The following is a 21,626-nucleotide window of genomic DNA, read 5'->3' as shown; positions in this document are numbered from 1 at the left end:
TTTAGCTATCTAATAGCATGATGTAATAAGAGACATAATACCGTGACAGAATTATTTTTAAGGGTTTGTATATGACAGTTTCAGCTAACGATAACCAGACTGCACCAGCGCTAGCTTTCTACGGCAAGATGCTGACGTTTTCACGCGTACAGTTTAGTACAAGCGATCTAGCAGCTATAGAAGCTCAGCTAACTGAAACGCTCAGCAATAAATCGAGCAATATTCCTATCCTTATTGATAGTGACGTTGAGCAGGATTTATCAGCACTAGTAGAGCTGTTATGGGCATGGGGATTGCAGCCTATTGGCGTGGTGACAGGTATGCTTGATGCGCAAGCACGTGAGCAGCGCTTAGCGATATTCCCAGCAGATGGTAAGCGTATTGAGCGTATATTACCAAGTAAAAAAGCCCCCGTTCCTACCCAACTATCAGCAGAGAATGACAACGCTGAAGCAGTTAGTGCTAACAAAGTCGATAATGCTTCTACCACGAGCGAACCTGCCACTGAAACCACACTATCTAATATGCCCACCGAGACGTTGGTAAGTACTCAGCATATTACTAGCTTAATCTATGATCAAATGCTGCGTTCAGGACAAAGCCTCAATCACGTTGGCGGCGACTTGATTTTGACCAGTAGTATTAATAGCGGCGCTGAAGCGATTACTGACAATAGCTTGCATGTATATGGCCGTGCACAAGGGCGTTTGGTGGCAGGCGCAACAGGTGATAAAGATGCCCGTATATTCTGCCAAGTCTTTAATCCGTCATTGGTGTCAGTAGCAGGGACATATTGCTTACGAGACAATTTACCTGAGCATGTTATCGACAAGTCCGTGCAAGTAAAATTTGTAGAAGGCGAAGGCTTAGTGTTTACCGTGATGGATGAAGCTTAAGACACCATTAAAAATAATACACCGTGAAGTGACTTTATAGAAAACTAAGGTAGTTAAGCTGCTCTATTCGACAAGCCAAAAAGCATAGTTATAACCCTACTAATACCACGCAGAAAGGCTAATTGAGCGATACATAGGTTGTTTTTCTGCTTTAGTATCGAGCTGCTATAAATTTTTGTTTATTTATGCTAGGCTAGCTTCGAAGATAGTATATATATGTTAGGTAAATAACATGTAATTTTGCTATTTATATAAAAGATATCCCATTGATTCATAGGAGTGTGCCATTGTGGCGAAGATAGTTGTAATCACTTCAGGTAAAGGCGGTGTGGGTAAAACCACGACAAGTGCTTCTTTTGCCGCTGGTTTGGCGTTACGTGGCTATAAAACAGTTGTTATCGACTTTGATGTAGGTCTACGTAATCTAGACTTAATCATGGGTTGCGAAAACAGAATTGTTTATGACTTCGTAGATGTCATCACTGGAAACGCGCGCTTGTCGCAAGCACTTGTCAAAGACAAACAGCTTGAAAACCTGTATATCCTGCCCGCCAGTCAAACGCGTGATAAAGACGCATTGACAGACGAAGGGGTATCAGAGGTAATGGCTGAACTCTCAAAGCAGTTTGACTATATTATTTGTGACTCACCTGCCGGTATCGAGCGCGGTGCACAGTTAGCGATGTATCATGCGGATGAAGCTATTATTGTTACTAACCCTGAGATCTCTTCAGTGCGTGACTCAGATAGAATCATCGGTATTCTGCAAAGTCAGACGAAAAAGGTAGAAGAGAACCAAGGTACTGTTCGTGAGCATTTGATTATCACTCGTTATAATCCTGAACGTGCGGCTGCCAATGAGATGATGGATATCGATACTATCTCAAATGATATTCTAAAAGTTCCACTACTTGGGGTTGTTCCTGAAAGCCATTCAGTGCTTGAAGCGTCCAACCATGGCGAACCAGTTATTCATTATACCGACTCTGTTGCTGGTCAATGTTATGAAGACATTGTCGCCCGTTTCTTGGGTGAAGAGCGTCCACTACGTCATATTGACGTGAAGAAAAAGAGTCTATTACAGCGCTGGTTTGGGGGATAATGATGACTAAGAAAAAAGGATTTTGGAGTAGCCTATTTGGTACTGACGACAACAGTAACGCAGGTAGCGCAAATTTAGCAACTGAGCGTTTAAAAGTTATCGTTGCTAGCGAAAACAGATTGAACAATCGCTTAACGGTTGATCGTATCGAAAAAATGAAACGTGAAATCTTAGAAGTCGTGAACAAATACGTTAACGGTGTGCAGATTGATGATGTCAATATCAACCATCGTTCTGAAGACAGCTTAGATGTGTTAGAGATGAATATTAATTTGCCTGAGCATAAGAAATAACGTTCTAACAGTACGTATTTCTACAATGAATAAAAAAAGCCCCAAGTTTGATACTTGGGGCTTTTTAATGTTGATCGATTATAGATTATTTCATACGGGCAATAAGATTGTCTTTTTTGACAAACTGATGGTATAACGCGGCTGCTATATGCAAGACCGTAAAACCAATAATCGTTGGCCAGATAATCTCAGTATGCAAGTTATTATAAAAACGAGCCAAACTTCTATCTGGGGTCACGAATACAGGGATCTGAAAGATACCAAAAATATCAACTGGTCGACCGCCATATACTGCCATCAATAAGCCAACCAGTGGCATAGCAATCAGTATGGCATAGAGAGCAAAATGTGACAGCTGAGATATGAGCATTTGCCATTTTGGCATGGCTAACGGTGGTGGCACCTTGGTAAAAACGCGGTTGATGACTCGGGCAATCATCCAAAATAATAAGCTCACGCCGAACGCTTTATGATATCCAATAAACAGATTGCTATCTAAATTCTCATATAGCAGTATCATTAGCCATGTGACTAACAGTAAGGCTGCACTAATCCAATGAAAAATACGGCTACTAACCGACCACTTTGATATATTCGAGTTGGCATTATTCATGAGTGACTCTACTACCTTTATCAGGAATTATCTCTAATCAATTTTATAAGCCAGTTAATAACTCTTCAACGGATGAAGTCATTAACGTTACTGGCTTACTATTTATAGAATGGAGAATACCTTAAATACAGGTGAGAATCTAGCCATCTAAATCAATCAGGTGATGGGCAATTTTATCCAAATCTGGCACTAAATAGATTTCGTCATCAATCATCACTGTTTGATATAGGTAGGATGAGACGTCATTTTTATCAAAATACTCTTCCCTATCTTCGCCATTGGTAGTACTAAACTGTTCCGGTGTCTCTACATCTTTCACTTCAGAAATTCGTGCTTGCAGCTGACGCAAATTACCTGCCGTCTGTAAGGCAAATCGGTGATTAGTCGTATTACCTTCCAAAACAATCATTTTGTCTGGAGCTTGATCTTGCAGTAGCAAATTAACTACAGCCAAATTTTGTTGTTGCCAGTCGTATCTAGAAACCTGCTGTTGGAGCTCATCCACACTCAAAATTAGGCTACTTGGAATGATCCAGTCCGGCTGGTTAACGGCTGGAACAATAGTGACGTCAAGCATACCGTTGTTGGTAGTCAACAGACTCACAGCCTCAAACGAATGTTTCAAAATTTGTGTCATACGTCACTCGCAATAAGTTAATGTGAACGGCTAGCTGCCCTTTCACCAATGTAATCGGTTAGTTTTTTTGCTAAATCGGTAGGGCTACCAACAAAGTTGCAATACCCTGAGTCAATGATAGCCTGAGGTTGACTTGGACATGCGCTCAAGCTCGGATCTTGTGCCCATAATTGACTGTTATTGTCTTGGATTAAGTCTAGATACTGAGAGCCATCATTACCCATACCTGAAAATATAATATTAATAAGCTCGCTACCATGAACATCACTGGTATTTTTGAGCAGCTGCCCGATTGCAGGCTTATATTCACCATGCCAATCTTGATCCAATAGTATCACGCGACCTGTTGAATCACAGACAACCTGCTTATCAATAGGTACTATCAGACACTCTCCTGCTCGTAGCCGCTGTGAAGAAGCGATAATCTTACAGCGCCAGTCATTATGACGATTAAGTATGCGGGGCAACGTACCAATCATAGCCTGATTAAAATGATGTGCCAATAAAATACAAATTGGTAGTGTGGCTGGTACGTTATCTAAAAACTCTTTAACTGCACTAGGGCCACCCATAGAAGCACCCAAAAATACGACATAATGCCAGTCAGTATCAGCACTCTTGTAAGCTGGAGCATCTACCAATATTGGCAAGTCAAGCAATTGGGCAAATTTACGCTTTAACTTACGTTGCCACTTTGCATATTCTTGGGATTCATTTAGATACGGTGCTTGACTGAAGCCAACCAGTACTGCTGCTGGTTTGGATGCCACCGTCGCTATTGCCACACTGTCATCATAATCACTGTCTATCAGCCAAATATCGATAGCTGAATTAGAAAGTTCGCACTTCTCCTGCCACTGTGCTCGTGACACACAGCCGACTAGTATAAAGCCGAACCCACGGACTGTATCTGAAAAAGCCATGCGCTGGCGGTGATCTTCTGCCACCACCATCACTTTAATATCGTTTCTATTTTTTTTTCGCAGCGCTAAAACACGTGCATTATCCTTCATTAGTCAGGCTTACCCCTTCACCTAGTAATTTTTGCATTTTATCAAGCAGCTCTTTTTCTTGGAATGGTTTACCCATATAGTCATTCACACCAATCTCCAAGGCACGCTCACGATGCTTTTCGCCAGTACGTGACGTTATCATAATAATTGGAATTTGCTTTAAACGATTGTTATGTCTGACTTGAGTGGCAACCTCGAAGCCGTCCATACGAGGCATTTCGATATCAAGCAAAATCATATCTGGTGTCATATCCTGCAATATCTCAATTGCGTCAATACCATCTTTAGCGACGGCCACATTGAACCCTTGGCGCTCTAAGAAACGTGAGGTTACTTTACGCACTGTCACTGAATCATCGACAACTAGAATGGTAGATTTAGACTCTATACGACCTCTTTTAGCATCAGCAGCTTTCGTAATATTCTTGACCAATTGCGCATTACGCATAAGAGCAATCAGATCTAAGATGAGCATGACCGAGCCATCACCCATGATAGTAGCAGCTGAAACCCCTGGAATATTTGATAACTGTTGGCCTAAAGGTTTAACAACAACTTCTATGCGCGAACCTGCAATCTGATCCACTTGCAAAGCAATATTCTGTCCGGTACGGTTTTTAATAATGATAAGCGGTAAGCTGGTATTGGTATTTACGACCAACTCATTCAACTTATTGCCTGATAAAATTTCATTTAGATAACGTACTCGATACTCAGTGTCTTCAAAATTCAATGTGGCATCATTTGATTGATAATAGTCATAGAGCTTCTCTGGATTCACTCGAACCACGCGCTCAATCTGTACCAATGGAATTGCATAGTAGCGATCTGCAGCACGAACAACCAACGCGTCCGACACGGCTACCGTCAATGGTAGGCGCATTGTGAAACTTGAGCCTTTACCCAACTCTGAGACGACGGATACCGCCCCACCTAGTTGGCGAATCTCACTAATAACAACGTCCATACCAACGCCACGTCCAGAAATCTGAGTTACTTGCTTACTAGTACTCAATCCAGCGTTGAAAATATATTGCATAATATCAATGTCTGACAGACTATTATCGTCTGCATCAATTAGACCCTGAGAGATGGCTTTACTACGTACTGCTTCAACATCAATACCTCGTCCATCATCTGTTAATTGAATGACGATTTCACTACCTTCACGACGGACTTCAAGGGTAATACGGCCACTACGCTCTTTGCCTGACTTCAGACGGGTTGACGTGGTTTCAATACCATGGTCGACAGCATTACGTAACATATGCTCAAGCGGTGACGTAATGCGCTCTAGGATGGTTCTATCCATCTCATCATCAGCATTAATGATGGTCAGTTCAACAGACTTATTAAGCTCGTTAGCTGTTTGACGTACGATACGTTCCAGACGTGGTGTCAAGCGCGTAAATGGCACCATACGTGAATTCATCAAACCATCTTGCAATTCCGTCTGGGTACGAGATAACTGTAGCAACAGGCTTTCACTATCACGGGTCTTTTCTAATAATGTATGGTTAATATCAACCAAATCTGAGGCCGACTCTGTTAAAGATTTAGACAGCTGATTCAAAGATGAGTATTGATCCATCTCGAGAGGGTCAAAGTCTTCATTATCGATGAGTTCCTCATCTATCTGAGACAAAATTTGTGCTTCTAGCTCGATCTCCATACGACGTAGCTGATCTGCCAAGCGTTGTACTGTCGTACCCATCTCTTCGATACTGTTTGTTAGACTACTGATACCCATATCGATACGAGCACGGTTAATCGCTGACTCACCAGACAAGTTAATCATGTGCTCAATCAAACCACCTGAGATACGAATCATCTCATTGCTACTAGCGCTCTGATCTTCCTCATGAATATCTCTAAGCATAGACGGCATTTCACTGATATCTTTTGCAAGATACTGCGAATCTTGGTTTTCCTTGGCAATCAAGATTGCTTCACGCTGGGCTTGTAGAGACTCTTTAGGTATCGTTTTTAGGCTATCAGGGTTTCTACCAAACTGCTCCAACGCTTCAATTAACAGCGTAGGCGTCGGTGGATTAACATGTTGTTGAAGAATAAATACTGCATCAGCTAGCCAGTCATGACTTGCAACCAGCAACTCTAATACTTTTTTAGTGGCTGGACGTCGATTACTAACAAAGTCCGTATAAACTGATTCCATTTCGTGAGCTAAGTCAGCAATACCAGAGGCAGTGACCATGCGTGCGCCACCCTTTATGGTATGTAAGTCACGTTGGAGCGCTTGTAACGCTGTGGTATTACTCGTGTCTTTTAAGAACAAGTGCAGATACTTATTACGATTGGTAAGCTCTTCTGCCTCTTCCAAAAATACTGCTAATATATCAGGATCAGGGAGTCCGTTAGCCCATGATTGTTTAATCATGCTATCCAGACTTAGGGTACTCAATACCTCATTATCACTGTCAACAACATTGGCAGCAATACTACGCTCTGTAGGTTCAAAATGATTTTTTGGTACTGGTATGACTAAATCGACTACCTCTGGTAACGTTTTCGCTTTTTCAAGCTGGCGCAACTGTTCAATCAGCTCTGGAGTAAAGAAAGATTTCTTATGACTCACAATATGCATCACTTGCAGTGACATCGTGTCTTGCACCATTTGCATGATTTCAAGCCACTGCGCGGTTGGCGCTCTTCGGTTCTCTACAAACGACTCATAGACACTTTCTGCTTCATGGGTCAAATCACCAATACTACGGATACCAGCCATCCGTGCACCGCCTTTGATCGTGTGCAAATGGCGCTGTAGAACCTTTAGAGCATTGGTATTTGTGATATCGGCACGCCACTTATTAAAGCTTTCATCTAGTGCAGTATCAAGCTCTTGTGCTTCTTCTAAAAATATTTCTAACAGCTCGATATCAGTATCAATAGTCTCAAACTGTAGCTCAGGTGCTGGAACGGCTCTAACGATAAAACCAACGTCTTCGTTTTCATCCCTTTCTTGATAAATACTTCGTAGCTCATCAATGACTTGTTTATCTATTTTTAAGGAGGTACTTCCGGCTAAAGCATCGAACAAGCCTATCAGTTGAGCGTGACCTGCATGTAATATTGCTTGAATGTCTTTATCTTGAGCCTTATCGATATAATTACTCAAATAACGGTATGTGTTGCCAAGTTCATCAAGGATTGTGACAAATTTTGGAAATGCTTGCGCCTTTTCCATGAGAGCAGCTATTTGTGAAACTTGCTGCTCTACATAGCTCTGGACATGCTCTATTTCAGTATGGTTAAGTGCATCTTCCAATTCCCATTCAGCATCTAACAAGGCATCAATATTACTATCTAATAGCTCTTCTATCGACGGCTTCCTATCTGTCATCACGGTAGTATCACTGACAACATATTGTTCGTCTAGCATTGCTTGTAATGATGCTATATCTTGTTGACTTTGCGAATCCTTGTTCTCTACTGATACATCATGCTGTTCTGTATTTTGTTTATAATTATTTAAATAGCCATCTATTAGTTTCGCTGACTGAGCCAACGCCTCTAGGTGTTGAGCATTCATCCCAGTATCCTGCTGCTGTAATAACTCTAGGCTATGTTCAATAGTTGCACTGACTTCGCTGATAGCGGCCAAAGCACTAGAACCAGAGGCGCCACGCAAAGTATGGAATGCGCGTACGATTTCATCTGTGATTTCTATACAATGTTGCTCTCTGTTGTCTTTGACAAACTGTTCGATACGATCAAGCAACTCTTCTGCTTCATCAATAAATATCTTACAAAATACTTTCTCTTCCTCGCTTTGAGGAGTAAGAACAACCGCTGCCTCAGCCATTCTTTCGTTAACTGAATGAAAGGTCTGTAAGGTAGAATCTATTGCTTCATTACTGTTGTCATCGTAAGCATTGCCAGTATTAGCCGTATCAGGCCATGGCTTCGTTTCTTCCATCTCATCTATAGAACTATCTACTGATTGTGCAAACAAAGTAGAATAGCTAAATCCATTACCCTGCTGTTTGCTATATGCATCAGCACACGCAATCCACACTGGAACTACAGCTGGATAGTCTTGAGTACCCTGTTCAAATGCTACAAGCATCTTGGGGTAAGCTGCCAGTACATCTATAATCAACTGACGCATATCAGCTGAGATAGCGACACTGTTATCCAAAACACGGTTAAGCATGTTTTCTATAGACCATGCTAGTTCAGCTGTATAGTTAGCGCCTACCATGCGACCCGAACCTTTTAAGGTATGGAAACCACGGCGAATATCCTTTAAGCCCTCTAGATCGCTCGGTGTTTTCTGCCAGCTTTCATACAATGGCACAATTTCTGCCAATACTTCACTGGCTTCCTCTATAAATATCTCTTTGATATCAAGATCTGCATCGTTGGCATCAGCTGGTAGTTGATTGGTTTCTTTAATAAAAGGTGTAAGAACTTCTGGAATTTCCAATGTAGATAGATGCTCGTTGATATTCGCTTCTTTGTTATTCGAGTCGGTAACCAACTCGGTAATATCGTTATTAGAATCGCTATCAGCATCATCGATCTCTAGTAATGCCTTTTCTAATTCTGCATCATCCGACATAATCTCTTTAGGAGCAAGTTCAGCTATCACCAGTCCAGTATTAAGAGGCTGTTGGCGCATTAGATTGCTACTTTGTAAGATAGTAATCGCAGGATCAAAGCTTGGTAAGCGCTGCGCTTCAAAATCTGTTACCAGTGTTGGTAAGCTTTTTGTCGTATCAATCACTAGGCTCACAATTTCATCTGTTACAGGCAGCGTCTTATCCAATAACCGATTGAGTAGATTTTCGATTGACCATGCTATTTCACTGATACTAAAAGCACCAACCATACGACCTGAACCTTTTAGAGTATGAAACCCTCTCCGCACTTCGGTCAGTGGTGTCAAATCTTGTGAGTCTTGCTGCCAAATTGGTAAAAAGTCTCTGAGATCCGCAATTACTTCTGTCACTTCTTCAATGAAAATATTATGAATTTCTACATCAGTCTCAAAACTGTCAGGTTTGACTTGCTGACGAGCCTGTTTCAACAAATCACTTTCGATATTATTAGATAAATGCACACTATTTTGACTAGCCACCTGCTCCGCATCTCCATTGACAATAGGTTCAACCTCACCACTATCGTCATAACGCACAACATCGTTCGCTGACAGTTTTTGAGTAGGCACTGTCTGATCAAGCATCTCTGGTGTTTCAATATAAGTATTTAGAAGCTGTGTTGCTTTGGCTGTATGTTCATTTGCCAGTGTAAGTAACTGCTGATCGAAAACCTGCTGTGCGAGGTAATCAAGTAATAGCTCAATAGAGGTTAAGCTCTCAGCCAATGCTTGAACCAAACTCCAACTTGGTGTCGTAATTTGATGAGTGTTCAATCGTTCAAATATGCTACCTATGTCTTCTATTGTTTTACGAATTACTGGCAGCCCCATATCATCAAAAGCTTGACCAATACTAATAAAATCATTATTAGCTGGTATTAATAGAATGTCTTGACGCTGTATATACTCATTAAAACTTTGCTTTATTTCTTCTACTGCGATTCGCAGCTCACGTATGCCATCATCGGTTGGAATAATTTCACTCTTACCTATCGAATTGCTCTCTTCGCCATCCGTTATATCTGGCAAAGTAGTAAAAGAAGTCGCCCCCCCAATTTTGAGTGAAATTGTTTTTTCAGTACTATAAATAGCGTTATATAACTCTTGCAGCTTGCGTTCAATTTGCCATTGCTCTTGCGCAAAGCCCATTTCGGATGAAAAAGCCTGTTCTAAATCTGCAAGAATTGATTCCACTTGAGACACGTAATAAGTCCAGCCTCGGTTTTTAAGTTGGCTCTTGATGCGTTCTAGAGGTATTACCAAAGTATCTGGCTCATCTAGCTTGAAGATAAGTTCTTCAAGTTCATTCAATAATCTTGGTAAAAAACGTGGGGCTGTCGTTGCATTTCGTGTTACTTCATCCAAAATAGATTGAGTGCGTTTGCTACTATAAGTTAGATAGCTTAGTTCTATATATATTTCCGTAGTCAATCTGAAAATCGTACCTGAAGGCAACACATCTGAATAGATATAGGACTCTATAATTTGATCAAGCTGACTCAATAATGGTGAGTAATGCTCAGGTATCGGTGTTTCATTGTGAGTAAGATCACTTAGCAACAGTTCAGTTAAGTACCAAAGTCTCTGTAGTCCCTTATCATGTGTAGTCTGCCATAAGTATTGACTAACTTTTTCTAGAGTACTTAGTAAAGATGATTGGTTTGTATTAGTGATCAATAACTCTTGTACTTGTTGACGCCATACGAGTAGCAACTGCTGATACTGTTCATTGGTTAAAGTAGAAGTAGCTGGACCCGTTGGTACGACCACTTCAATACTATTGATAATATTTTCGTTATTAGCATATTCATGCTCAATATCATTAACTTTTATAGATAAGTTAGTTTCTATATCTCGTTGAGACAAAGCTCGAGTCAGTTCATGAGTAGCTTTAGTGACTAAGCCAGTATGGTAACTTCCTGTACGTGCATATTGGTTGATCTCACGTTGCAATAACCGGTGAGAAAACTGGCCTACACGACGCTCTTTGATAGAAAAGTCATCGTTACTTGCTAGTGTTGCAAGTTGACTCAAATTGCTAGCGATACTTGCCAACAAAGGAAGGTTAAGTATGATTAGCGCACCACTAATCTGGTGATAATGTGATGTCAGTTGCTTATGATCAATATTGGACTCACCCAATTGCCAACCATCAGATACCTGTGATAATTGCTGATTAAATAATGGTAGTAACCATTCAAGTGTCACTATGTCATTGGGCTGTTTCTTCATAGGGTTATCCTAACTCGTCTATGCACTAATTTAGGCACTAATTTTTTGCCACACATTAACCTGTGGGTGCGCAATACGGCGCATATTTGAAGGACGCCAGAACAACGCCTCACCTGGAGCCAATATAATATATCCCCCTAACGTACACTGCTCTGCTAGCCGAGTCAAAATATCACGCTGATCGAATTTTCGAAAATATAGCAGCATATTTTGACAAATAATCACATGTTGAGGGTGAGCGGTAGGTGGGGTTTTTTCAATAATATTATGTACAGAAAAACTGACGTGTGGGCGTAATTTAGGCTCTACTTGCCAGTTTGGCTGTATACTATCATTCACTTCTGGCGTAGGAGACAAACTATCATTCGTATTATTTGTCTCACTTTTAGTTAGAAGCGGTTGAATAAATTGCTGACACAGTTGCGGAATTAAGCACTGTTGGCGTTTGTCATACTGTCCAAGACGTGCATTTTTAATTGCCTCTTCACTAACGTCCGTTCCTAGTATTGAATAATTTGAAAATTGCTGTGCTGATAGACTCATAGCTAATGACCAAGCTTCCTGTCCACTTGCACAACCCACACTCCAAATACGGAACAAGGCTTTATTATTGTCTACTGTTCGATACTGCGATGCACATTTTATGACAAAATCTATAGAAGGCTTATGACGAAAAAAACGACTTTCATGAATCAGTACCTTATCTAATAGTCGCTGACGTAACTCATTGTCCTTCGGTAGGTTATACCATAGCTGCTCAGCAGTTGATCCATTCGATTTTGCCACACACTCAATTGCATTAATGAACCACTGTAGCTGTATATCTGGAAGCACAAAACCGATTTCTTTCTCTATGTACTTTTGCCACTTTTGTACGTCAAAATGATCGTATTGCATTAAGGAATTGCTCGATGCAAATTCGACTGTACTCAGTGGCTTTTTATCTGCTTTAGTAAGTTTATTCACGTTACCTACTATAATTTGTGCTGCACATAATTAAACTTCTCACAGCATTACTTTATGGTAAAAGCTAGCATTAGACACTTTCTGATAACTCATGCTCAGTATTTAGCATTTCATCATCTAACAGCTCGTCATCATTCGTTACTTTAAAACCAGTCACTGACTCCTGTAGCGCTGCTGCCATTTCACTTAGCTCACCAATAGAGCGGGCTGTCGCCATGGTACCAGATGAGGTTTGTGAAGTAATATCTTGAATGATATTCATGGTGTGAGAAATATGACCAGCAGACTCAGCTTGTTGTAATGCAGCGTTTGAGATGTTTTGAATCAAGTCAGCCAAAGTATTAGAAACGCTCTGTACTTCTTCTAGTGCTTCACCCGCATCTTTCGCTAAGCGTGCACCGCGCACAACTTCAGAAGTTGTTGATTCCATTGACATAACTGCTTCATTGGTATCGGCCTGAATGGTTTTTACCAATGTTTCAATCTGCTTAGTAGCGTTCGCTGAACGCTCAGCCAGACGCTGAACCTCATCAGCAACAACCGCGAAGCCTCGGCCTGCTTCCCCTGCCATCGATGCCTGAATAGCGGCGTTCAATGCCAAAACGTTAGTCTGATCGGCAATATCATTAATTAGTCCAACGATATCACCAATTTCTTGCGAAGACTCACCGAGACGTTTGATACGTTTTGACGTTTCTTGAATCTGATCACGAATAACGTTCATACCTTCAATAGAGCGCTGTACAACTTCTGCTCCATTATGGGAGATAGCAACTGAGCGCTGGGCAACCGTTGCAGATTCTGCAGCATTGTTCGAAACCTGATCAATTGAAACAGTCATCTCATTAATAGCAGCCGATACACCAGCAATTTCTTGTGCTTGGTGTTCAGAAGCTTCAGCCAATTCAACAGCATTCATCTGCGTTTGATCTGAAGATTGCGATACGCGATCAGCAGTGCTGTTAATAACCAAAACCAACTGACGTAATTGGTCAATTGCAAAGTTGACCGAGTCGGCAATCGCCCCTGTAAAGTCTTCTGATACAGTTGCATTAACGGTCAAATCACCTTCTGCCAAATCACCCAACTCATCAAGCAGACGTAGAATAGCGATCTGATTACGTTCGTTCTCTTCTTGAATTTGGCGAGCTCGTTCAGACTCAGCTTCTGCTTCTTGACGACGACGCAGCGTTTCTTTCTCAATAAGCAATCGCTCTGAACCACCTCGCTGCTTCAATAGCTGATACGAAGCAAATAAAATACCTAACGCCCCAAGGGCAAATATAGCCGCTGGTATGATAACCGACTGATTAAAGCTACTAAAATACTGACTTACTGATGATAGAGAGTTAATCAACCAAATCAGACAAGCCAAACTTAATAAAACAAAAAATCCTAATAATAGTTTCCACGTACCATCAGCATCTTTGCTGTCTGCTGTTGTGTTAGCCATACCAGCTACAGGTTTCTTTATAACATCACTCATCTTGCATATTCCTTTCAAACAATCGTCAAAGTCTAATCGTGACCGACTTTGAAAATCTTGTTGTTATCTAAACAATGATTAGCAAAGCCTGTATAAATGCTGACATCAAACTGTATCTTGTCAGTTGCTATTATTCTGTCGTTACTTAAAAGACAGGTATTCTATTATCGACAATTATATTGCAGCATCTGAATACTGAGTATCCTGCGCAAGCAAGCTTGGCATAAAAACATACCAGTCTTGGTCATTTTTAAAAAACTTACCATGATTATAAGGCGCAAATGGCGAGTCATGATCGATGGCTTCTGGACGGTATTGGTCATGAGTAAACTGTTCAATACCAAGTACTTGATCAACCAGCAGTCCTGAAAAAATATTGTCATAATCGATAACAATAACCTTTCGTTGGCTCATTTGTGTCAAGCGACTAGGTACTTGCAAAAAATGTGATAAGTCCGTTAGAGGCAGTAGGCGTCCACGAATATTAGCTATACCTAGCATCCATGGCTTGACTAGAGGTAAGCTAGTATATTCTGGCATAGTTAATACCTCTGATACTTGACCCATAGGAGCAACTAAGCGCTGACCCCCTATTTCAAATACCACACCTTGCCAGTCAAACTCTTGTCCACCACGGCGGCCACTTTTACGTGCACGTGCCAAGTCTGCTAGACGCAGAAGCTCAATAAACCCTCTAGAAGCCACAAGTTACTCCATCACTTTGCGAATCATATTGACCAATCCACTTTCATCAACTGGCTTGTTCATATACTCTTTAGCGCCTTGACGCTTGCCCCAAACTCTATCTGTCTCTTGATTTTTGGTGCTAATCATAATGACAGGAATATGAGCAGTAGTTTTACCACGAGTAATCTTACGTGTGGCTTGAAAACCATTCATTTCAGGCATTACCACGTCCATCAAAATAACATCTGGTAAATGATCAGCTGCCATTTGGCAGCCTTGCTCACCGTTTGTCGCTTCCAGTACTTGGAAGTTATTTTTGGCAAGCATATCGCGAAATTTCGCCATTTCTGATGGCGAGTCGTCAATGACTAAAACGGTAGCCATAGGAGTTTCCTTTATTTTCTAAGATACCACGAGGATATATTGTTCAATTAAAACGATTAAAACGATTACCTAAAATTTTATTGTTAGCAATTTCTTAATCATGATTCCTCAGTATTGAGCAATCTATGTCAATAATAACAACCAACGTATTTAAGTCTATATTTAATCGATTAGCGGTATTGATTAATGGCATCAAAAAGCTCATCTTTGCTGAACGGCTTAGTTAAGTATTCATCAGAGCCAACAATACGGCCACGTGCTTTGTCAAACAATCCATCTTTGGATGAAAGCATAATCACTGGCTTATTTGCGTAATCAGGGTTGTTTTTTATTAATGCACAAGTCTGATAACCATCTAAACGTGGCATCATGATGTCAACAAAAATGATATCTGGATTGTTATCTACAATCTTTGCTAATGCATCGAAACCATCTATAGCGGTTACTACTTCACAGCCCGCTTTTTGTAATAAGGTTTCTGCAGTACGGCGGATGGTTTTTGAATCATCAATCACCATTACTTTCAAACCATCAAAATTATTTTCCATTCTCATTGTCCTATAAACGGCTATTTATTCGTAACGCTATCTACTAATATAAATTTTAAATAACTATCCTAAACTGCTATATCACATATTATTAGACAAATATGAGTGATTGGATTTACATTAAAATTCACCACAACAGCGAGTATTTGCTTTTAGTATCTGCCTACTAAGCACAGTGTAAACATGAGCTACTATACGCACTTTATTATTTGTAAACTCAAAAAATCAGGTTTTGAGCTTATAGTTTTGGACATAATACTCTACATTCATAAACCTCAAGTGAAATAATATTGACGTTAAGCATATACAAAGTACTTTCAAAACAACCTTCGTTAAAGATAAAAGGTTCAATTAACGAGACAAACAACTATATGATATTTCTGCATTATATATAAACGATGAAAACATTGCAGGATAATTTTCATTTGTAATAAAAATGTATCAAGATATTCTATAGTGTTTGTTTTAGCACAGTTACTTTCACTTTGCCAGTGATTAGTGAAATTATGTTCGAACTCGCTAGTATCATAAATAGCTATTCTTATTTATAAAGGTGTAACTGCAACTTTGCCTATTGTTTGGATCATCAACTTTCTTAAGTTTAGTAAATATTTTACAGTCGTTCCACCACATTGCAATTCACTATATAATGATATGACGATTATAATGGTGACTGCTATGACAGCTTCTAGATATTTAAGAAAGAGCCTCTATTTATTCAGCGTGCTATTTATCGCTGCTTGTCAGCCGTCACCTATAAATGAATCAGCTGTTACTGACACTGAAGAAGAGACCGCAGACACGCCACTTATCATCACAAGCGACAGTGTCACAATGACACCAGAACATATCTTGAGTATCAAACCTTCAAGGTATCAGCCGAGTCTCGGATTACAAGGTAATATCGAACCTATCAAGCAGACCACATTTGTTGCGGTACATCCGATTCGTATAGAAAAGACACTGGTTAGTGAAGGTCAATGGGTTGAAAAAGGCACGCCATTGCTTGTCTTTAGGCGTGTGGGTACGGCTAGCAAAACTGAAAATTTAAAGAAGCCTGAACAAGGTAATGTAGAATCAAACGATGTTAACAAAACCAATCCAGAAAATACGAAAAACTCTGATGCTAACTCCGCACAAGCTGCGCCAGACACAGACATTGCTGTTGTAAGAAAAACTGATAGTGACAAAACGTTAGAAGCAAACTCTGCGATAGATACTGATAGCAAGAATTCTATTAATCAAAATGCAAACGTTAATACTTCTAAACAAGATACGCAGTATAATTCGATTACCATTCATGCTAGCTTTTCAGGGCGGGTAGAAAACTTGTCTGCTAGTGCAGGACAACAGCTAGCGGCGCGCGCGTCTCTACTACAGATCAGTGACGAGACCAAGCTGCATTTTATGGCTACTCTACCTATACAAGCAAAACCACAGCTCTCAGTTGGCCAAACGGTCAATTTTACCGCCGAAGGTATCTCAGACAAGTTTACGGGACAGGTCAGCAAACTGGTATCGACCAGTCAGCCCAAAAAGCTCTTGGTCTATGTTAATGTCATCGACAACGAGGTTAGTCGTGATAAGTTACTGCCAAATATGAAAGTCACAGGGCGCGTCAACTATGGTCAAATAGATGTAGGCACTATCGTACCTAAGCGCGCGCTACATGATGTAGACCTGACAGAGTTACAAACTCCTCCTTATATGCCGCTACAACCATTGACTGCAAATGTTTGGATTATAGGCCAAGATCAGCGTCTAACGCGTCAACCTATTGAGGTAGTTGAATACGATCCTACTACGCAGCAGTATTTGATAGCAGGTGTAAGCAATGATAGCTTAATTTGTTTGGCTGACTTACCTGTTGATTCTAAAGGTAAAAAAGTCATTGTGTCATAATAGCTTATGCTGACAGTTACATTACGTAGAAACATTAACAAAGCTTCTCTTGTTTTGTAACAGCATAATTAGGCAATATGACCCTGCTATATATAGCATTATCCGAGTATTAAAATACGGCTCACATTTAATTATGCGCTATTCTGTATATTTGAAAACGTAGAGGCTTAATAGTTTAACTGTTTATTATTACCAACAGCTCATCATTACCAGAAACGTTATACTTTTTATAAATCACAATAACAATTAGAGGACATCCCATGAGTAAGCAGATTTTGTTGATTGAAGACGATCCAGATTTAGCTGAGCTGATCAGCGATTATTTGACCATGAACTATTATGACGTGCATCATGCTGGTCTTGGTCAAGAAGGTCTCGACTTATTAGACACCAAAGAGCGCGATATTGATTTGGTTGTATTGGATCTTATGCTACCTGATATGGACGGTATGCAAGTATGTCAAAAGATTCGTGGCAATAAGAACAACATGACCAATAAAGTGCCTATTATTATGCTAACCGCAAAAGGTGATACAACCGATCGCGTGTTGGGGCTAGAGATGGGTGCTGACGATTATATCGCCAAGCCTTTTGAACCACGTGAGCTTTTAGCTCGTATTCGTGCGGTTATTCGTCGTCATGAGCAACCAAATCAAGCCGATAGCCAATCAGACAGCTTAACCTTTGGCCGTTTGAGTGTGTTCCCTGACAGTCATGAAGTCACTATCGATGACCAACCGGTACGCCTAACCACGCATCAATTTCAGTTGTTACACTACTTCGCCACTCATTCTGGCAAAGTGTTGAATCGTGAGCAACTCTGGCAAGCGATGCCAAACGATGACAGCTCAGACAATATTGACCGTGCAATTGATGTACATATTTCGCGTCTACGTGCTTTGATTGAAGACAATCCACGTCAGCCAAAACGTATTATTACCGTACGCGGCGTCGGCTATCAATTTGCCACTGATCAGGTGTAATTGTAAAGGATACCTAATTAGCTGACTCATGGTGTAAACTCTATACCATGAGTTAGTACAAGCGTTTAATAACAGAGATCGTTTAATGCAGCAATTGGGTTTTCGTTCCGTATTTGCCAAACTATTTGCCAGCGTTATGCTGGCACTTACTTTATTTGCTGTGGCAATGGTGCTGTTGACCCAACTTGTTCATGACAAAGACGCTGGTATTCGCTCAGAAATATTAGCCACACAGATTCTGGGGCAAATCGATCCATTCTTGCATGAATTGAATATTTCTATCAGCAAAGACAATCGTTTGCAGTCGCGTTTCATGCTGGCTGTCGTTAAGAAAAGCTTTGATATTTTTGATGAATCACTGCAAGCAAAAATGGGATTGTATGACAGCGAAGGTCGGCTACTCATGCAAACTGACAATAGCGACCTACCCCTAGAGCTTCCCCCTACCCCGTCTTTGTTCTCGCGCGTTTTTCCATCACTTGCAGACACGTCACCTACCAAGCAAGCTCAAGTGTATAGCAGTACGGGTTATACCTTACTGTACGAATCACGTCTAACACCTAAAAAACCTGTCCTTTCTGCAGCCTTGAACTTATTCACTGGTACGTTACTACTGCTACTCATTATGGCAGGTGTACTATGGTTGATTGCCCGGACGATGACATGGCGGATTGACCAGTTGAGCCAACAAATGACTCAATTGGGTGATGGTGATTTTACGGTGCGAGTGAATGCACGTGGTAATGACGAAATCGCTGCACTAGCACGCGGATTCAACCAAGCGGCACAAAAAATTGAACACTTAATTGATGCCAATAACTTGCTATTAGCACATGCCTCTCATGAGCTACGTACACCGATTACGCGTATCCGTCTACAGATTGAAATGATGGATATGTTGGCTGGTGCGCTACCAACTGATACCAAAGCAAAATTCGATAAACGGGCACAAGCGATCAATAGAGACTTGTCAGGTCTTAATGACTTAGTAGAAAGTATCTTATTGGTTAGCCGTCTGGATGCGGGACATGCTTTACAGCAAGTTGAAAACCTCGATTTATACGATTTGGTAAATCAAGAACGTCAGCACTATCCTGAAGCCACGCTGATTGGTGAGCACATCGTGATAGATGGTCAATCATCAATGTTGACTCATTTGATTCGTAACTTACTTACCAACGCTATGCTACATGGCAAGCCACCCGTTACGGTATTGCTATACGGTGTTCAGAGCATAGAAGAAGCCGGAACTGTGCCCGACTATCTATTACAAACAGTGCTATGCAGCAGCTTTGTCGATTACAACAATTTAGACTTTGACGATTATGAAGAAAACGCTGATGCCAAGGTAATTGAACACCAAACCGCTAAACACGAAGCTACTAGTTCGATTGATAAAAATAAATCCGAAACGACTGACTCAGTAGCAGAGCTACCGACGCCTATCATCTACAAAAACGGTGAGGACATAGCTGCTCACAATGAGAGCAATGATGAAGTCAGTATTGATAACGGCCTTTCAGATGAAAGCTCGATAGACAATGCTAGCAAACGCCAACCTGCTACTGGCGAATCATCACTACTTGCTGACTATTACAGCTTTACCAGTGAGTTGACCGACAGAATTAAGAAAGTTATTTGGAAGGCTGTTCCAGATTCTACTACACCTGTTAATCACGCCGATAATACGAACGATGCTGACAGTATTAGTAATACTGACATGACTGAAGTAGCATCCACAAACTTTATAAGCAACGTAGAAAGCGAGAATACTGGCACTCTTGTTAATAATAGTGCTCAAAAATCAGATAAATCTATTACTGATACCGCTATTAAAAATAATGGCTCAAATAATACGAAAGATGACGCTAAATCTAATAGCTCAAACAATGAGAACTCAGGTGCAGTAGTGCGTAAAGAAGGCTTATTTGCTAAGCATATGAAAAAAGCCAAAACTGAACCCGAACGTCCACTGCCAAAATATGCGGTACTGGCTGTAATCGACGAAGGCAATGGCATCCCTGAAGGCAAACGAGAAGAAGTCTTTAGCCCATTTGTACGTTTGCAGCAGAAAAACAAAGGCTCTGGATTAGGGTTATCCCTAGTTTCACAAATCGTTACCGCTCATCAAGGACGCATTATTACAGATACGCTAAATGGTCATACTAGATTTTTGGTGACCATCCCAATTCATCATGACCCTCATTACAACTATCACGAGTAATCAATTCCCATCGTTATATAGATAGCTATCAAGCTATCGCCTTCACACTTGCCATTTTAACTGCTTATTCTTAATAGCTATTAATCATAAGCCGGACACGTATGTGCATATCCAAAGTGCCTGATAATATGCTATATTACCGCCCCTTATTATACGGTTATTGACTATTGTCGTTTTGACGAGCTTCTTACATATTGAAAGAGGCCTGATGACGCGTTTTTAACCATTAAAAAATTTATTAAATTTTGAGCCCTCCATGAATGATATGATTGTCTTAAACGATGTGACCAAAAGTTTTTTAAGCGACCGATCAATCAAAGACAAAGACGGCAAACCACATTGGTTTACCGCTGTTGAGCCGACATCTCTGACTATCAAACAAGGCGAAATCTTTGGTCTAATGGGTTATTCAGGTGCAGGTAAATCTACCTTATTGCGCCTAATCAACATGCTTGAACGTCCAGATTCGGGTCAAGTCGTGATAGACGGTACTGACCTAACCACGCTGTCTGCCAGTGAGCTGCGTATTGCTCGTCATAATATCGGTATGATTTTTCAGCAGTTTAATCTGATGTCTAATCAAACGGTTTTTGACAACGTGGCATTTAACTTAAAAATCTCGGGTTATCCAAGTCGCGACATTCATAAGCGCGTCATGGATTGTCTTGCGATTGTCGATCTAACCGATCGTGCTGGTCACTATCCTGCGCAGCTATCAGGCGGACAAAAACAGCGTGTGGGTATTGCCCGCGCGATTGCCCCTAGTCCGAAAGTATTGTTGGCCGATGAGCCAACCAGTGCGCTTGACCCTGCAACGACCCGTAGTTTGCTGACTTGTCTGCGCGATATCAATGAGCAGCTTGGCGTGACTATCGTCATCGTGACCCATGAGATGAGTGTTATTCGTAGACTTTGCGATCGCGCAGCATTATTGCATCAAGGACAACTATTAGAAGTTGCGGATGTGCGAGACGGTCTGATTCAAGCAACCACCCCGATTGGCAAAGGCCTAGTCGTCGAGGACTAATGAGGCAGGAGA

Annotated in this window: 15 protein-coding genes and 1 pseudogene; 7 read left to right on the top strand and 9 right to left on the bottom strand. The window is 40.9% G+C overall.

Going from position 1 to position 21,626, the window contains the following annotated elements; translation table 11 throughout:
• Positions 1-71: 71 nt before the first annotated feature.
• The 3 genes from minC to minE all read left to right on the top strand — a co-directional run bounded on the left by minC (position 72) and on the right by minE (position 2,291).
• Positions 72-896, top strand: a complete 825-nt coding sequence (minC, locus tag ACHEVO_RS09975; RefSeq protein WP_296208120.1) for a septum site-determining protein MinC — start codon at positions 72-74, stop codon at positions 894-896.
• A 289-nt stretch (positions 897-1,185) separates the two neighbouring features.
• The gene (gene minD / locus ACHEVO_RS09970) at positions 1,186-1,998 is read left to right on the top strand and encodes a septum site-determining protein MinD (protein WP_057761560.1); all 813 of its coding nucleotides are present in this window, start codon (positions 1,186-1,188) and stop codon (positions 1,996-1,998) included.
• A 2-nt stretch (positions 1,999-2,000) separates the two neighbouring features.
• Positions 2,001-2,291 (top strand): cell division topological specificity factor MinE, encoded by a 291-nt coding sequence (gene minE / locus ACHEVO_RS09965; protein WP_057762631.1) that lies wholly within the window; start codon positions 2,001-2,003, stop codon positions 2,289-2,291.
• An 85-nt stretch (positions 2,292-2,376) separates the two neighbouring features.
• On the opposite strand, the gene ACHEVO_RS09960 is transcribed toward minE, so the two are convergent.
• From ACHEVO_RS09960 to pilG, 9 genes and pseudogenes are all read right to left on the bottom strand, one after another.
• Positions 2,377-2,904, bottom strand: a complete 528-nt coding sequence (locus ACHEVO_RS09960; protein ID WP_394124803.1) for a cytochrome b — start codon at positions 2,902-2,904, stop codon at positions 2,377-2,379.
• 139 nt (positions 2,905-3,043) lie between these two features.
• Entirely contained in the window at positions 3,044-3,541 is a 498-nt protein-coding gene (locus tag ACHEVO_RS09955) for a hypothetical protein (protein ID WP_394124802.1), read from the bottom strand.
• 17 nt (positions 3,542-3,558) lie between these two features.
• The gene (locus ACHEVO_RS09950; RefSeq protein ID WP_394124801.1) at positions 3,559-4,554 is read right to left on the bottom strand and encodes a chemotaxis protein CheB; all 996 of its coding nucleotides are present in this window, start codon (positions 4,552-4,554) and stop codon (positions 3,559-3,561) included.
• Positions 4,544-11,407 (bottom strand): Hpt domain-containing protein, encoded by a 6,864-nt coding sequence (locus ACHEVO_RS09945; protein ID WP_394124800.1) that lies wholly within the window; start codon positions 11,405-11,407, stop codon positions 4,544-4,546. The genes ACHEVO_RS09950 and ACHEVO_RS09945 overlap by 11 nt, the downstream gene beginning before the upstream one ends.
• A 30-nt stretch (positions 11,408-11,437) precedes the next feature.
• Entirely contained in the window at positions 11,438-12,373 is a 936-nt protein-coding gene (locus ACHEVO_RS09940; RefSeq protein WP_394124799.1) for a CheR family methyltransferase, read from the bottom strand.
• Positions 12,374-12,443: 70 nt separating this feature from the next.
• Positions 12,444-13,718, bottom strand: a pseudogene (locus tag ACHEVO_RS09935) (methyl-accepting chemotaxis protein); the annotation flags it as partial.
• 315 nt (positions 13,719-14,033) lie between these two features.
• Positions 14,034-14,564 carry a chemotaxis protein CheW gene (locus ACHEVO_RS09930; protein WP_296208131.1) on the bottom strand — a complete coding sequence of 177 codons (531 nt, stop codon included), beginning with the start codon at positions 14,562-14,564 and terminating at the stop codon, positions 14,034-14,036.
• Between the two features lie 3 nt (positions 14,565-14,567).
• Positions 14,568-14,930, bottom strand: coding sequence for a response regulator (locus tag ACHEVO_RS09925; protein ID WP_296208133.1), 363 nt, complete (start codon positions 14,928-14,930; stop codon positions 14,568-14,570).
• Between the two features lie 170 nt (positions 14,931-15,100).
• Positions 15,101-15,478 carry a twitching motility response regulator PilG gene (gene pilG, locus ACHEVO_RS09920; protein WP_114701589.1) on the bottom strand — a complete coding sequence of 126 codons (378 nt, stop codon included), beginning with the start codon at positions 15,476-15,478 and terminating at the stop codon, positions 15,101-15,103.
• 678 nt (positions 15,479-16,156) lie between these two features.
• Between pilG and ACHEVO_RS09915 the strand changes: the two genes are divergently transcribed.
• The 4 genes from ACHEVO_RS09915 (at position 16,157) to ACHEVO_RS09900 (ending at position 21,614) form a co-directional block, all read left to right on the top strand.
• Entirely contained in the window at positions 16,157-17,380 is a 1,224-nt protein-coding gene (locus tag ACHEVO_RS09915) for an efflux RND transporter periplasmic adaptor subunit (protein ID WP_394124798.1), read from the top strand.
• Positions 17,381-17,640: 260 nt separating this feature from the next.
• Complete coding sequence (locus ACHEVO_RS09910) at positions 17,641-18,363, top strand: response regulator transcription factor (RefSeq protein WP_057761578.1); 723 nt, start codon at positions 17,641-17,643, stop codon at positions 18,361-18,363.
• 85 nt (positions 18,364-18,448) lie between these two features.
• Positions 18,449-20,587, top strand: a complete 2,139-nt coding sequence (locus ACHEVO_RS09905) for an ATP-binding protein (RefSeq protein ID WP_394124797.1) — start codon at positions 18,449-18,451, stop codon at positions 20,585-20,587.
• 256 nt (positions 20,588-20,843) lie between these two features.
• Complete coding sequence (locus ACHEVO_RS09900) at positions 20,844-21,614, top strand: methionine ABC transporter ATP-binding protein (protein WP_057761581.1); 771 nt, start codon at positions 20,844-20,846, stop codon at positions 21,612-21,614.
• Positions 21,615-21,626: the final 12 nt, after the last annotated feature.

The organism is Psychrobacter nivimaris (assembly GCF_043419765.1).
Classification (GTDB): Bacteria; Pseudomonadota; Gammaproteobacteria; order Pseudomonadales; family Moraxellaceae; genus Psychrobacter.
Note: the sequence above shows the minus strand (reverse complement) of the source record. Positions and strands in the feature narration are given on the sequence as shown.

Bases quoted from the DNA above. Each gene is read 5' to 3' on its own strand.
- ACHEVO_RS09910 (WP_057761578.1), top strand. From the start codon at position 17,641: ATGAGTAAGCAGATTTTGTTGATTGAAGACGATCCAGATTTAGCTGAG.
- ACHEVO_RS09960 (WP_394124803.1), bottom strand. From the start codon at position 2,904: ATGAATAATGCCAACTCGAATATATCAAAGTGGTCGGTTAGTAGCCGT.
- ACHEVO_RS09925 (WP_296208133.1), bottom strand. From the start codon at position 14,930: ATGGCTACCGTTTTAGTCATTGACGACTCGCCATCAGAAATGGCGAAA.
- ACHEVO_RS09905 (WP_394124797.1), top strand. From the start codon at position 18,449: ATGCAGCAATTGGGTTTTCGTTCCGTATTTGCCAAACTATTTGCCAGC.
- ACHEVO_RS09900 (WP_057761581.1), top strand. From the start codon at position 20,844: ATGAATGATATGATTGTCTTAAACGATGTGACCAAAAGTTTTTTAAGC.
- ACHEVO_RS09915 (WP_394124798.1), top strand. From the start codon at position 16,157: ATGACAGCTTCTAGATATTTAAGAAAGAGCCTCTATTTATTCAGCGTG.
- ACHEVO_RS09945 (WP_394124800.1), bottom strand. From the start codon at position 11,407: ATGAAGAAACAGCCCAATGACATAGTGACACTTGAATGGTTACTACCA.
- pilG (WP_114701589.1), bottom strand. From the start codon at position 15,478: ATGGAAAATAATTTTGATGGTTTGAAAGTAATGGTGATTGATGATTCA.
- ACHEVO_RS09950 (WP_394124801.1), bottom strand. From the start codon at position 4,554: ATGAAGGATAATGCACGTGTTTTAGCGCTGCGAAAAAAAAATAGAAAC.
- ACHEVO_RS09955 (WP_394124802.1), bottom strand. From the start codon at position 3,541: ATGACACAAATTTTGAAACATTCGTTTGAGGCTGTGAGTCTGTTGACT.
- minE (WP_057762631.1), top strand. From the start codon at position 2,001: ATGACTAAGAAAAAAGGATTTTGGAGTAGCCTATTTGGTACTGACGAC.
- minC (WP_296208120.1), top strand. From the start codon at position 72: ATGACAGTTTCAGCTAACGATAACCAGACTGCACCAGCGCTAGCTTTC.